The 12,754-nt window shown below is 62.0% G+C and carries 11 protein-coding genes and 1 riboswitch; of the genes, 8 read left to right on the forward strand and 3 right to left on the reverse strand.

What is annotated here, in order from left to right:
* Nucleotides 1–19 precede the first annotated feature (19 nt).
* The 8 genes from RAE19_RS15040 to RAE19_RS15075 all read left to right on the forward strand — a co-directional run bounded on the left by RAE19_RS15040 (nt 20) and on the right by RAE19_RS15075 (nt 9,570).
* Nucleotides 20–928 (forward strand): dienelactone hydrolase family protein, encoded by a 909-nt coding sequence (locus RAE19_RS15040; RefSeq protein ID WP_313875650.1) that lies wholly within the window; start codon nt 20–22, stop codon nt 926–928.
* Nucleotides 925–1,749 (forward strand): ZIP family metal transporter, encoded by an 825-nt coding sequence (locus tag RAE19_RS15045; RefSeq protein WP_313875651.1) that lies wholly within the window; start codon nt 925–927, stop codon nt 1,747–1,749. The genes RAE19_RS15040 and RAE19_RS15045 overlap by 4 nt, the downstream gene beginning before the upstream one ends.
* Before the next feature lie 14 nt (nt 1,750–1,763).
* Nucleotides 1,764–2,162 (forward strand): hypothetical protein, encoded by a 399-nt coding sequence (locus tag RAE19_RS15050; RefSeq protein ID WP_313875652.1) that lies wholly within the window; start codon nt 1,764–1,766, stop codon nt 2,160–2,162.
* A gap of 67 nt (nt 2,163–2,229) precedes the next feature.
* The gene (locus RAE19_RS15055) at nt 2,230–2,955 is read left to right on the forward strand and encodes a CerR family C-terminal domain-containing protein (protein WP_313875653.1); all 726 of its coding nucleotides are present in this window, start codon (nt 2,230–2,232) and stop codon (nt 2,953–2,955) included.
* A 5-nt stretch (nt 2,956–2,960) separates the two neighbouring features.
* Nucleotides 2,961–4,391 carry an efflux transporter outer membrane subunit gene (locus tag RAE19_RS15060; RefSeq protein ID WP_313875654.1) on the forward strand — a complete coding sequence of 477 codons (1,431 nt, stop codon included), beginning with the start codon at nt 2,961–2,963 and terminating at the stop codon, nt 4,389–4,391.
* An 82-nt stretch (nt 4,392–4,473) separates the two neighbouring features.
* Complete coding sequence (locus RAE19_RS15065) at nt 4,474–5,667, forward strand: efflux RND transporter periplasmic adaptor subunit (RefSeq protein ID WP_313875655.1); 1,194 nt, start codon at nt 4,474–4,476, stop codon at nt 5,665–5,667.
* Between the two features lie 12 nt (nt 5,668–5,679).
* Nucleotides 5,680–8,811, forward strand: a complete 3,132-nt coding sequence (locus RAE19_RS15070; RefSeq protein WP_313875656.1) for an efflux RND transporter permease subunit — start codon at nt 5,680–5,682, stop codon at nt 8,809–8,811.
* Between the two features lies 1 nt (nt 8,812).
* A riboswitch (yybP-ykoY riboswitch) is annotated at nt 8,813–8,985 on the forward strand.
* A gap of 6 nt (nt 8,986–8,991) precedes the next feature.
* Nucleotides 8,992–9,570, forward strand: coding sequence for a TMEM165/GDT1 family protein (locus RAE19_RS15075; RefSeq protein ID WP_313875657.1), 579 nt, complete (start codon nt 8,992–8,994; stop codon nt 9,568–9,570).
* Nucleotides 9,571–9,587: 17 nt separating this feature from the next.
* Here the strand turns inward: RAE19_RS15075 and RAE19_RS15080 are convergent, their stop codons facing one another.
* From RAE19_RS15080 to RAE19_RS15090, 3 genes are read right to left on the reverse strand one after another with little or no spacing between them, the layout of a single operon-like run.
* Nucleotides 9,588–11,087 carry a sensor histidine kinase gene (locus RAE19_RS15080; protein WP_313875658.1) on the reverse strand — a complete coding sequence of 500 codons (1,500 nt, stop codon included), beginning with the start codon at nt 11,085–11,087 and terminating at the stop codon, nt 9,588–9,590.
* Nucleotides 11,068–11,760, reverse strand: coding sequence for a hypothetical protein (locus RAE19_RS15085; RefSeq protein ID WP_313875659.1), 693 nt, complete (start codon nt 11,758–11,760; stop codon nt 11,068–11,070). Before RAE19_RS15085 ends, RAE19_RS15080 begins: the two co-directional genes overlap by 20 nt.
* A gap of 23 nt (nt 11,761–11,783) precedes the next feature.
* On the reverse strand, nt 11,784–12,653 hold the full coding sequence (locus RAE19_RS15090; protein ID WP_313875660.1) for a sulfurtransferase: 870 nt from the start codon (nt 12,651–12,653) through the stop codon (nt 11,784–11,786).
* Between the last annotated feature and the right edge of the window lie 101 nt (nt 12,654–12,754).

Below are 12,754 nucleotides of genomic sequence, written 5' to 3' on the forward strand. Positions count from 1 at the left end.
AAAAACTATGGAGACACCCATGCTGGAAAATTTAAAGAACGAATTGGACTCTTTGCGCCCCGGTCGCACCACCGAAGCGGGCGCCACACGCCGCACCGCCATCATGGCGGCTCTCGGTGTCGGTTACGCGGCCACGGCGATGCCCATCATGGCGCAAACCGCAATCAGCACACCTGCCGACGGACTTGTTACCGGTTCCGAGATTTACGACGTGGCGGGAGAGAGCGTTCCTTTCTACTACGCCGCACCGGCCGACAAGACCGACTTGCCCATCGTGTTGGTGGTGCAGGAAATCTTTGGTGTGCATGAATACATTGCCGATACTTGCCGCCGTTTTGCCAAAGCGGGCTACTTGGCCATCGCTCCAGATTTGTATGCCCGCCAAGGCGATGCGTCGCAATACACCGACATCGGCAAATTGCTGGCCGAAGTAGTTTCCAAAGTGCCGGACGAGCAAGTCATGGCTGATTTGGATGGCGCGCTAGCATGGGCTGCTGACAACGGTGGCAACACCAAAAAAGTGGCGGTTACCGGTTTCTGCTGGGGCGGTCGCATCACTTGGTTGTACGCAGCGCACAACAAGGACGTCAAGGCCGGTGTGGCCTGGTACGGTCGCTTGGTGGGTACTCCTTCCGAGTTGACTCCCAAGAATCCGATTGACCTCGCCGAGAGCCTGAATGCACCTGTTTTGGGCCTGTATGGCGCCAAAGACACGGGCATTCCTGTCACGACAGTCAATGACATGAAAAAGGCTTTGGCTGCTGCGGGCAAAAAGGGCAACATAGCTGCCAAGGGTTCGCAGTTTGTGGTGTATCCCGAAGCCGGGCACGCCTTCCACGCGGACTACCGTCCGAGCTACCGTGCCAAAGAAGCTGCTGATGGCTTCAAGCGCACATTGGCCTGGTTCAAGGCAAAGGGCGTTGTTTGATTCTTCTGGCAATAGTGGCCGGCACATTGGTGGCCGGCATAGGGAGTGTGTGGTTGGCAGCGGCACTGAGCTTCGGTGCACTGGCCCGTTATACCCAGCATATGTTGAGTCTGGCGGCAGGGGCCTTGTTGGCCACTGCCTTCATGCATTTGCTCCCTGAAGCGTTCGAGAGCCAGGCCGGTGCCCATGACCTGTTCATGGTGCTTCTCATCGGTCTGGTTTTTTTCTTTCTCCTGGACAAAGCGGAGCTCTGGCACCACGGCCACGAGCATCACCATGGTCCTGCGGCGCATAGCCATGAGGCCCATCACGACCACGATCATGGTCACCACGCACACCACCACGGCCACAGCCATGGGGCGGACAAACCGGTCGGCAGTTGGGCCATTCTCACCGGCGACAGCGTGCATTGTTTTGGGGATGGGGTGCTGATCGCGTCTGCCTTTGTGGCGGATTTGCGCTTGGGTGCCATCGCTGCCTTGGCGGTGCTGGCCCATGAGGTGCCCCACCACATGGGGGACCTGATGGTGCTGCGCAATGGCTCTACCAACAAGCAGGCTGCGCTGATCAAGGTCACTTTGGCGGGTGCGGTGACCGCGTTGGGCGGCATCGTCGGCTATTGGCTGGTCGACCAGCTGCAGGACTATTTGCCTTACTTTTTGGCGGTGGCGTCCAGCAGCTTCATTTATGTGGCGCTGGCGGACCTGATTCCCCAGTTGCAAAAGCGCTTAAGCGCACGCGAAACGGCTGCGCAAATTGCCTGGCTGGGTGTGGGTATCGGTCTGGTGGCTTTGGTCAGCAGCCTAGGGCACGGGCACTGAGCGCGTCGGCCTGTATGGAGCCGCAAACCACCTTCGAGATGGAGTTTGCGGACTCCGAGATCCGTCAAACCATCTGGCAGGGTGATGATCTACATGTAGTGTTTTCCGCGGTGGCAGCGACCCGCCATGCGCCCGGTGACGCTTCGATCAGCGGCTTTTTGCAGGGCGTAGAGTTGGTGTTGCGCCAGTGCACGCCTGTGCCCACCGCAGCCTTGTTCGGTCGCGTGCGGAGTGGGGCGTTGCGCCTGGAAGGGCAGCCTTCCATCCTCAGAATTCCCGTCCCATCCACGTGGGATCAGCCACTCGCTTTGGAACTGGAGCCCGCACAGAATGGCTTTCTGGTGCTACAGGCGCAGGGCATGGAGTGCCGCTTGCAGGCGGGTGGCGTTTTCCGTGAATCCTTGTTTTGCTGAGCCTCAAACCCTCTCTGTCATCATAGTTTAATCAAACGTTTGATTTATATGCTTAGAATCGGCACCTATGTCGATTCCTTTGCCTGAGACTATTTTTCCCAAGCCCACCCGCAGCGACGGGGTCGAGGCGCGCAACCGCCTGTTGGATGCTGCGTTGCAACTGTTTGCGGAGCAGGGTTTTGCCAAGACCTCCATCCGCGAAATTGCCCTGGCTGCGCAGGCCAATGTGGCGTCCATCAGCTACTACTTCGGTGACAAGGCGGGTCTGTACCGTGCCGTGTTTTCCGACCCACGCACCAATCCGCCTTTGCCTCCCGAAGCCTTAGAGGGCACCGATGTGTCGCTGGAGCAAGCGATCCGCGGCTTGTTGTCCAGCTTTTTGGAGCCGCTCAAGCAGGGCCATGTCACCCAGCAGCAGTACATGAAGCTCTGCTTTCGCGAAATGCTGGAGCCCACGGGCGCATGGCAGCAAGAGATTGACACCAATATTGCCCCCGCCCATATGGCCCTGACCCGCGGGCTCTGCCGCCATGTCGGGCTCGCTGAAGCGGATGACGATATCCATAGGCTTGCCTTCACCATCAGTGGCCTGGGCGTCATGCTCCATGTAGGCAATGACCTGTACACCCAGATCCGCCCCGGCCTGGTCAATACGCCGCTGGCGCTGGATGCCTATCTGGACCGTCTGGTGTCCTATGCCCTGGTGCTGGTGGACGCAGAAGCGCTGCGACGCCGCGCCAAAGCTCCGGCTCCCGCCCATTCCCCTGAATTCATCTCACTTCAAGCCCCATGAACCCCATGCATTTACGAACCTTCACTGCCGTATCAGTGGCATTGGCACTCAGCGGATGTGCCATCGTCATGCCGCCCGCCAAAGTCGATGCTGCTCCTGCCTTGCAATGGCAGGCTCCTTTGCCCCACCAAGGGACCGTAGGCTCGCTGGCCCAGTGGTGGCAGAAGCAGGGCGACCCGCTGTTGGTGGAACTGATCGATGCCGCACAAGCCGTCAGCCCCAATGTGGCCCAGGCACTGGCGAGGGTGGAGTCCGCCCGCGCGCAGCGCACCACCGCCAACGCCGCTTTGCTGCCCAAGCTGGATGCGAGCGTCAGCGCCAGCCGTGGCGTGAGCCAGCCCGATGTGCCGGTGGCCACCACCCAATCGGTAGGTCTGCAAGCCAGCTGGGAGCTCGACCTGGTGGGCGCCAACCGCGCCGTCAGCAATGCGGCAGACGCGCAGTTTCAGGGTACGCAGGCCCAGTGGCACGACGCCCGTGTGTCAGTAGCAGCCGAAGTGGCTACCACTTATTACAGCTACGCCACGTGCACCCAATTGCTGGGTGTGGCGCGCAAAGACGCAGCCTCCCGCCAGGAAACCGCGCGCCTGACCGAGCTCAATGCCAAAGCTGGGTTTGCCGCGCTCTCGGTGGCCGCACTGGCCCGCGCCAGCGCAGCCGATGGCAGCAGCCGCGTGACGCAACAACAGGCTGCATGCGACCTGGATGTCAAAGCTTTGGTAGCCCTGACCGGCCTGCCTGAGCAGGAGTTGCGAAAAAAACTGGCTGCAGCTCCCTTGAATAGTGCGCAAGCTGCTCCTGTTTCCATAGCAAGTGTGCCCGCGCAAACCCTGACCCAACGCCCTGATGTGTTTGCCGCCGAGCGTGATGTCATCGTCGCCAGCGCTCAGGTCGGCAGTGCCAAAGCCCAGCGCTACCCGCGCCTGACCCTGAGCGGTTCGGTGGGTGCGCTGCGTGTCAGCAGCATGGGGCGCGAGACGAATCTGGATACCTGGTCCTTCGGCCCCTTGGCGGTGACGCTGCCACTGTTTGACGGCGGCCAGCGCAAGGCTAATGTGGTGTCTGCCGAAGCGGCCTATGCGCAAAGCGTGTCAGCCTACCGCGGCAAGGTGCGCCAGGCCGTGCGCGAGGTGGAAGAGGCACTGGTCAACCTGCAAAGCACCGATGCCCGCAAGCAGGATGCCGCTGTGGCCACTGCCGGCTACGCCGAGTCGCTCGCAGCCACCCAGGCCCGCTACGGCCAGGGCTTGGCCAGCTTGGTGGAGCTGGAAGATGCACGCCGCAATGCTCTGGCCGCCGAGTCTGCCCAGCTCTCGCTGGGACTGGAACGTAACCGCGCATGGGTGTCGCTCTACCGCGCTTTGGGCGGCGGCTTCGAGCCGGACCGCTTGAACGCGGACGCCACCTCAAGCGCCGCCGATCAGCCACGCCTCTAACTCCCTCACAAGTCGCGCACAACTCCCGCATACCTCCCGCTTACCCCCGATTTTTTGTTGTCACCTCTTTGAGAGCAAAGCCATGAACCAATTTCACTTCAAACCCCTAACCCTGGGTCTCTTGACCGCCAGTGTGCTAACTCTTGCCGGCCTCGGCCTGTTTGCCAGCCGCACCCAGGCGGCCGATGCTCCCAAGGCCGCTGCTGCGCCCAAAGCTGCGCTGACCGTGTCTACCGTGCAGGCCAAGAGCAGCCAGCTGCCCGTCAAGCTGTCGGCCAACGGCGGTGTCGCCGCCTGGCAGGAAGCCAGTGTGGGCTCAGAGGCCAGCGGCCTGCGTGTGGCTGAGCTGCATGCGGGTGTGGGCGACAGCGTGAAGCGCGGCCAGGTGCTGGCGACCTTTGCCTCTGAAAGCGTGCAGGCCGATGTAGCGCTGGCGCGTGCCAGCCTCAACGAAGCGCAAGCCAACGCCGCCGAAGCGCTGGCCAATGGTGACCGCGCGCGTGCCGTGCAGGGCACCGGCGCCGTCAGCGCCCAGCAGATCAACCAATACCTCACGCAAGAGGCCACCGCCAAAGCGCGTGTGGCGTCTGCCCAGGCGCAGCTGGACGCACAGCTGCTGCGCCTGAAGCAAACCCAATTGCTCGCGCCCGACAGCGGCATCATCTCTGCCCGCAGCGCCAGTGTGGGGTCAGTAGTGGGTGCTGGCACCGAGATGTTCAAACTCATCCGCCAAGGGCGGCTGGAGTGGCGGGGTGAAGTGACCTCGGCGGAGTTTGCCCGCATCAAGCCCGGCATGACGGTGCTGGTCACCTCGCCGGGTGGTGTGCAGGCCAAGGGCAAGGTGCGCATGCTGGCGCCCACCGTGGATGCTGCCACCCGCAACGGTCTGGTGTACGTGGACTTGTTGGCTGCGTCGACGGCCGGCCAGTCGCTGGGTGGTGCATTCAAGCCCGGCATGTATGCCCGTGGCGAGTTCGAGCTGGGCAGTACCGGCGCATTGACGGTGCCGCAAGCCGCAGTCGTCGTGCGCGACGGTTTCAGCTACGTCTACCGCGTGGGCAGCGACAACCGGGTGAGCCAACTCAAGGTGCAGACCGGCCGCGTGGTGGGTGAGCAGATCGAAATCCAAAGTGGCGTGAAGCCGGAAGACAAGCTGGTAGCGAGCGGTGGCAGTTTCCTGAGTGAAGGAGACACCGTGAAGGTGGTGGACGCTGCAGATTCCAAGCCAAAATCGGCTGTAGCCCCGGTAGCACCTGCGCAAGCAGCTACGAAATAAGGAGCAAAACCGATGAATGTCTCCTCGTGGTCGATCAAAAACCCCATACCGGCGGTCATGCTCTTTGTGATGCTGACCTTCGCCGGCATGCTGGCGTTCAACAGCATGAAGGTGCAGCAGTTCCCTGACTTGGAGCTGCCCAACATCACCATCTCGGCCAGTCTGCCCGGTGCAGCGCCGGCCCAGTTGGAAACCGAAGTGGCCCGCAAGCTGGAGAACGCGATTGCGTCTATCCAGGGCCTGAAAAACATCTACACCAAGGTGCAGGACGGTGGCGTGTCCATCACCGCCGAGTTCCGCCTAGAGAAGCCCACCCAAGAGGCGCTGGACGAAGTCCGCAGCGCCGTGCAGGGCGTGCGCAGCGAGTTGCCCAGTGACGTGCGCGACCCGGTGATCAACAAGGTGAACCTCTCGGGCGCGCCGATTCTGGCGCTCACCATCCGCTCTGAAAAGATGGATGACGAAGCCTTGAGCTGGTTTGTGGACAACACGGTTTCGCGCCGCCTGCTGGGGGTGAAGGGTGTGGGCTCGGTGGTACGCGTGGGCGGGGTAACCCGTGAAGTCGAAGTGGCCCTCGACCCCATGAAACTGCAAAGCCTAGGCGCTACCGCTGCCGACATTTCGCGTCAGCTCAAACAGGTGCAAACCGAGAGCGCAGGTGGCCGCGCCGACCTGGGTGGCAGCGAGCAGCCGATGCGCACACTGGCCACTGTCAAGACCGCCGAAGAGCTGGCCAATCTGGAGCTGACACTGTCCAATGGCCAACGTGTGCGCCTCGACCAAGTAGCCACTGTCAAAGACACGATTGCCGAGCCCCGCGCAGCCGCGCTGCTTAACGGTGTGCCAGTGGTGGGCTTTGAGATCACCCGCAGCAAAGGTGCCAGCGAGGTGGAAGTCGGCGCTGCAGTGAATGCCGCGCTCGAAGAGCTCAAAGCCCAGCACCCTGATATTGAACTCACCTACGCGTTTGACTTTGTGAAGCCGGTGGCCGAAGAGTTTGATGCCTCCATGACCATGCTGTACGAAGGCGCGGTGTTGGCAGTGATTGTGGTGTGGCTGTTCCTGCGCAACTGGCGCGCGACCTTTGTGTCGGCCGTGGCTTTGCCCTTGTCGGTAATTCCGGCCTTTATCGGCATGGCTTACTTAGGCTTCTCCATCAACACCGTGACGCTGCTGGCGCTGTCGCTGGTGATTGGTGTGCTGGTGGACGATGCGATTGTGGAAGTCGAAAACATTGAGCGTCACCTGCACATGGGCAAGACGCCCTACCAGGCGGCCATGGAAGCGGCCGACGAAATCGGCCTGGCCGTGGTGGCTACGACCTTCACCCTGATTGCGGTGTTTCTGCCGACCGCGTTCATGAGCGGTATTCCCGGCAAGTTCTTCAAGCAGTTCGGCTGGACGGCCGCACTCGCGGTGTTTGCCTCGCTCGTGGTTGCCCGGGTGCTCACCCCCATGATGGCTGCCTACATCATGAAGCGTAGCCCACGCGAACACAAAGACCCGTTCTGGATGGGCGCCTATATGCGCGCCAGCCGTTGGGCCCTGAACCATCGCTGGATCACCATGGGTGCAGCCGCAGCCTTTTTTGTGGGCTCCATCATGCTGATCCCGCTGCTTCCCACCGGCTTTATTCCGCCGGATGACAACTCGCAGACGCAGGTCTACATCGAACTGCCCCCGGGCTCGACCTTGAAGCAAACCCGCGATGCGGCGGAGCATGCCCGCCAGTTGCTGGGCAAGGTCGACCACATCCAGAGCATCTACACCACCATCGGTGGCGGTGCGGCGGGCTCTGATCCGTTTGCGCCCGCAGGTACTACTGAAGTTCGCAAGGCCACCCTCACGGTGTTGTTGACCGAGCGCGGCCAGCGCCCGCGCAAGCAGGGCATTGAAAACGCCATCCGCGCGGCGATGTCCGAAGTGCCCGGCATCCGCAGCAAGGTGGGCTTGGGCGGCAGTGGCGAGAAATACCAGCTGGTGCTGACCGGCGAAGACCCTCTGGCCCTGGCCAGTGCCGCCGCCGCGGTGGAGCGTGACCTGCGCACCATCCCCGGCTTGGGCAGCATCACCTCCAGCGCGAGTTTGATCCGCTCCGAAATTGCGGTGCGCCCGGACTTTGCCAAAGCGGCTGACCTGGGTGTGACCAGTGCCGCCATTGGAGAGACCCTGCGCATTGCGACGGTGGGTGACTACGACACGTCGCTGGCCAAGCTCAACCTAAGCCAGCGGCAGGTGCCGATTGTGGTGAAGCTCGACGACTCCGCGCGCCAGGACCTGGAGTTGCTGGGCCGCCTATCGGTGCCCGGCGTCAAAGGCCCTGTCATGCTCAGCCAAGTGGCGACGCTCGAAGTGGCCGGCGGTCCGGCCGTGATCGACCGCCTGAACCGCTCGCGCAACATCACCTTTGAAGTGGAGCTCTCTGGCGCGCCACTGGGCGATGTGACCGATGCTGTGCAAAAACTGCCCTCAATCACCAACCTGCCGCCGGGTGTGAAGCAACTCGCGCTGGGCGATGCCGAAGTCATGGGCGAGCTGTTTGCCAGCTTCGGCCTAGCCATGCTGACCGGGGTGCTGTGCATTTACATCGTGTTGGTGCTGTTGTTCAAGGACTTCTTGCAGCCTTTCACCATTCTGGCGGCGCTACCGCTGTCCTTGGGTGGCGCGTTTGTGGGCTTGCTGGTGGTGAACCAGAGTTTCTCCATGCCGTCCCTTATCGGGCTCATCATGCTGATGGGGATTGCGACCAAAAACTCGATTCTGTTGGTGGAGTACGCGATCCTGGCGCGCCGTGGCAGCGATGGCAGCGATGGCAGTGATGGTCACCCCGTGGCCGCACCCATGAGCCGGTTTGACGCGCTCATTGATGCTTGCCACAAGCGCGCTCGTCCGATTGTGATGACCACTATTGCGATGGGTGCGGGCATGGTGCCACTGGCCGTGGGCTGGGGCGCTGCAGACAGCAGCTTCCGCAGCCCGATGGCGGTGGCCGTGATCGGCGGGCTGATCACCTCCACGGTGCTCAGCTTGTTGGTGATTCCCTCGGTGTTCACGGTGGTGGACGATCTGGAGCACCTGTTGGGCCGCTTGAAGCGCTGGGTGTTTCGCGAGAAGCCGGCTGCGGAGGTCTTGCCCTTACAATAGACGCTCTGTCATTGGGGAGTAGCCTCTCTTGCACCGCAAGAGGCTTGCGTCAACACACTGGGTCCGCAGACCCTGGCGCCAGCAGTTCAGTCTTGGCAAGACCTTTGACCACCGCACATCCGCCTTGGCCGGTGATGTGCCGTGGTCATTTGTCTTTTACCGGCCTTGGAATTTGCGCTCATGGAATCCCTTCTCGTCTCTACCGGTGTGGTCGCTCTGGCCGAAATCGGTGACAAAACCCAACTCCTTGCTTTCATCCTCGCGGCCCGCTTCAAAAAGCCATTGCCCATCGTGCTGGGCATTCTGGCCGCCACTATCGTCAACCACGGACTTGCTGGCGCCTTGGGCGCCTGGATCACTTCCGCCATCAGCCCAGAGGTGCTTCGCTGGGTGCTTGGTGCATCCTTCCTGGGCATGGCGATCTGGACGCTGATTCCCGACAAGATTGAAGACGAAGAAACCCATGTTGCAGGCCGCTTCGGGGTGTTCGGCGCGACGCTGATCACTTTCTTTTTGGCAGAGATGGGCGACAAGACCCAGATTGCGACTGTGGCCATGGCCGCCCACTACGCGGCGCCGGTGATGGTGGTGATCGGAACCACTCTGGGCATGTTGATTGCTGATGTGCCGGCGGTGTTTGCCGGCGACAAGCTCGCCAACAAGATCCCGATGAAGCTGGTGCACTCGATTGCTGCGGCCATCTTCGCGGTGCTGGGCGTGGCGACTTTACTGGGCGCGGGTTCCAGCTTCGGGTTTTAAAGCCCGAGGGCGCCGGGTTACCCGGCGTCTTCTTCTGGATTGGGTTGGGGCGCGGTCAAGGGCAAGGTGATGGTGACGGTCGTACCTTGCCCGACCGTCGACTGCACCTCGAGGCTGCCGCCCAGGGTGGCTTTCACCAAGTTCTCCACGATTGACATACCCAGTCCCGTGCCCCCTTGGCCAATGCGGGTGCTGAAAAACGGCTGGAACATTTTTTCCAACGTCTCCGGCGGAATGCCGCGACCGTTGTCGCTGATTTGCAGGGTCACCGTGGTGCCGCCCGGCGTTGCCTTGATGTGCACTTCGCCATGTTCCATGCCATCAAAGGCGTGCAAATAGGCGTTGTTGATCAGGTTGATGATGACCTGCCCGATGGGGCCGGGGTAGCTCTCCATCTCGATGCCGTCCGGGGCATCCAGATGCACCTCGTGGCTATGGCGCTTCAGGCTGGGCGCCAAAGTGGCCAGCACTTCTTGCAGGCCCTGGCGCAAATCGAAGCTGCGGCGTTGCTCGCTGGCTTGGTCGGCGGCCACTTGGCGGAAGTTTTTCAACAAGGCCACGGCGCGCTCCAGGTTGCGCAACAGCAAAGTATTGCCGTCCTTGACGCCCGCCACGAAGGCGGTGAGCTCCGAGCGCCGCAAATTGCCAGCAGTCAGTTGCGCATCAAACTGCACCGCCTGCGCCATGAGCGTGCTGGCTGTCATCATGCTGTTACCCATGGGGGTGGCCATCTCGTGCGACACGCTGGCGATCAAGGTGCCCAGGGTGGCACGCGCCTCGCTGCGGGCCAGCGCCTCTTGCATCTGGGCCTCGAGTGAGGCGTTCAGGGCATGGATCCGGATTTCGGCTTCTTTCTGCTGGGTGACTTCCAGGTTGATGCCTGCCACTTTGGTGACCACTCCGTCGGCATTTCGCTCGACCACGTGCGCCAGCGCTTGCACCCACATCCATTGCCCGTTTTTCTGCCGCATCCGGTACTCATACTCGAAGCGATCGCCCTGCACCGCGTTCAACGTTGCAAACCGGGTAGCTATCAACGGCCTGTCGTCCGGATGGACCATCGTGTGCCAAGTGTCCAATACGTTGTCGCCCAACTCTTCGCGGCTGTAGCCGCTCACCACATGCCAGCGATCACTCACGCTCAGGTAGCGGCGGGCTAAGTCGTATTCCCAGATCGCCACACCGGTGCTCTCCACCACCTCTTTGAGGCGGGATTGTTCGGCCAGCAACTCATCGCGCAGCAGCTTTTCTTGCTCGGTGGCTTCCTCGGTTTGTCGCCGGCTTTGTTGGCTGCGGGCAAGCAAGAAGGTAAGCAGCGCGGTCAGCACCAACCCCACCACCAAGGCCAGTGTTTCGCGGTGCAGCGGGCCGGCGGCTTTTTCATCCACGGGGTGGATCAACACCTGCCAGTTTCTGCCGCCAAAGTTCAGCTCCAGCAGGTGATCGGCCCTCTCGGGGCGTAGGCCGTCTTCATCATGCCCTGCGCGATGTTCAGGGTCACTCAGGCCGGAGTACACCTGAAGGTTGCGGTCTTCCTCGCTGCGTTCGGTGATCAGCAGTTCGGAGGCTGCGGACTTGGCTTGGAAGGTGGCGTGCCAGGCTGAGCTCAGTGGTGTCGATCAATGCATTGATAAAGCCGATGTGGCGGTTGGTACCCGCCACACCCGGTACCCGCTCGTACACAGGGACCGTCAGTGCAACGCCAGTCCGGGCGGTTTCCGGTAAAGCAAAAGGGCCGGTCGCGATCGGCGTGCCCACAATACGGGCGTCTTTTTGTGCCTCTTCCAGTTGCCCAGCAGCCCGCCCGGTCCAGCCCGAGCGATTGGGCGGAAAAATGTAGCCCCCATTGCTGGTGAACCGCTCCCACTGCAGTGAAGCAATTGACGAGTGAATCCCCTGCAGCCTTCGGGCGTAGGCTTCAAACTGGAGGCCGGTCATGCCGGGCATCATTTCTGCGAGCAGCGCTGTACCGCGCACCGCCTCCAAGGTTGCCGTGGCGTCCCGGTCCAGGGCCGCCACCACGGTTTCGGCGAGAGCATTGCGCCGCTCGAAGCTTCGCAGCAGATCCGCCTCGCGGAGGTAGTCATACACCGTAGCGGTCATCAACAGGCCTGCCGATGCCAAGGCCACACACATGACCACATCGGTGGCCATGCGCTGTGCGGGAAGGCTGAGTTTGAGCAGGCTCATGGCGGCTCAGTGTAAGCCGTGGTTCAGCCTTGCGCTACCGGGAAGTCCGGCCGGTTGCACCACTCGCTCCAGCTGCCAGCAAACAAGGCACTGCCCGGCAGACCGGCAATTTCCATGGCGAGGATGTTGGGCACTGCACTCACACCGCTACCGCAATGGTGCACCACATGCTCCGGCTGGCGCTGGCCCAGCAGAGCCTCGAACTCGGCTCGGAGCACGGCTGCCGGCTTGAAGAAACCATCGGCGCCCAGGTTATTGCTGAACACCCGATTCAAGGCGCCCGGAATGTGGCCGGCCACCGGATCAATCGGCTCCACTTCACCGCGGAAGCGGGGCGCTCCGCGGGCATCCAGCACCTGTTGGGTGGGCTTGCCCAGGTTGGCCAGCACGTGGTCGCTGCTGCGCAAAGCCACCAGCGCATCGGCGACCGCAAAGGTGCTTGGTGCGCGCGCCGGCTCTTCACCGCTGGCCACTGCACCGCCTGCGGCCTGCCATGCCTGAAAACCCCCGTCCAACACCGCCACATTGGCGTGGCCCAGCCACTTGAGCATCCACCACAGGCGGCCACAGTAGTTGGCACCTTGGCGGTCGTACACCACCACTTGGTCGGTGTTATTCAGCCCCACGCTACCCAGCCACTGGGCAAACGTTTCGCGTGCAGGCAGCGGGTGCCGCCCGCCCGACTGGGCGCCGGTAACCGCCGGGTCTCCCTTGGCGCTCAAGTTGTTGTCCAGATGGGCGTAGAGCGCGCCTGCAATATGACTCTCGGCATATTGAGCCGGGCCTTGTGCAGGCTGCATAAGGTCGCAGCTGCAGTCAAACACGACCGCAGGCGTGGCGCTGGCTTGAAGGGCTTGGAGTTGGGCGACGGAAATCAGGGTGGTGTAGGGCATGGTGTGGGGATTATCTATTTGCAGGTGTTGCACAGTAAGGGCTAGCAACTGGTTGCGCAAGTGAATCTCGCATGTCGCCTGACAGCGAAAACTTCGGCATA

This window comes from Rhodoferax potami (genome assembly GCF_032193805.1).
GTDB classification, from domain to species: domain Bacteria; phylum Pseudomonadota; class Gammaproteobacteria; order Burkholderiales; family Burkholderiaceae_C; genus Allorhodoferax; species Allorhodoferax potami_A.

Excerpts from the sequence above, each read along its gene's own strand:
- RAE19_RS15040 (WP_313875650.1), top strand. The coding sequence starts at position 20 with ATGCTGGAAAATTTAAAGAACGAATTGGACTCTTTGCGCCCCGGTCGC.
- RAE19_RS15050 (WP_313875652.1), top strand. The coding sequence starts at position 1,764 with ATGGAGCCGCAAACCACCTTCGAGATGGAGTTTGCGGACTCCGAGATC.
- RAE19_RS15055 (WP_313875653.1), top strand. The coding sequence starts at position 2,230 with ATGTCGATTCCTTTGCCTGAGACTATTTTTCCCAAGCCCACCCGCAGC.
- RAE19_RS15060 (WP_313875654.1), top strand. The coding sequence starts at position 2,961 with ATGCATTTACGAACCTTCACTGCCGTATCAGTGGCATTGGCACTCAGC.
- RAE19_RS15065 (WP_313875655.1), top strand. The coding sequence starts at position 4,474 with ATGAACCAATTTCACTTCAAACCCCTAACCCTGGGTCTCTTGACCGCC.
- RAE19_RS15070 (WP_313875656.1), top strand. The coding sequence starts at position 5,680 with ATGAATGTCTCCTCGTGGTCGATCAAAAACCCCATACCGGCGGTCATG.
- RAE19_RS15075 (WP_313875657.1), top strand. The coding sequence starts at position 8,992 with ATGGAATCCCTTCTCGTCTCTACCGGTGTGGTCGCTCTGGCCGAAATC.
- RAE19_RS15085 (WP_313875659.1), bottom strand. The coding sequence starts at position 11,760 with ATGAGCCTGCTCAAACTCAGCCTTCCCGCACAGCGCATGGCCACCGAT.
- RAE19_RS15090 (WP_313875660.1), bottom strand. The coding sequence starts at position 12,653 with ATGCCCTACACCACCCTGATTTCCGTCGCCCAACTCCAAGCCCTTCAA.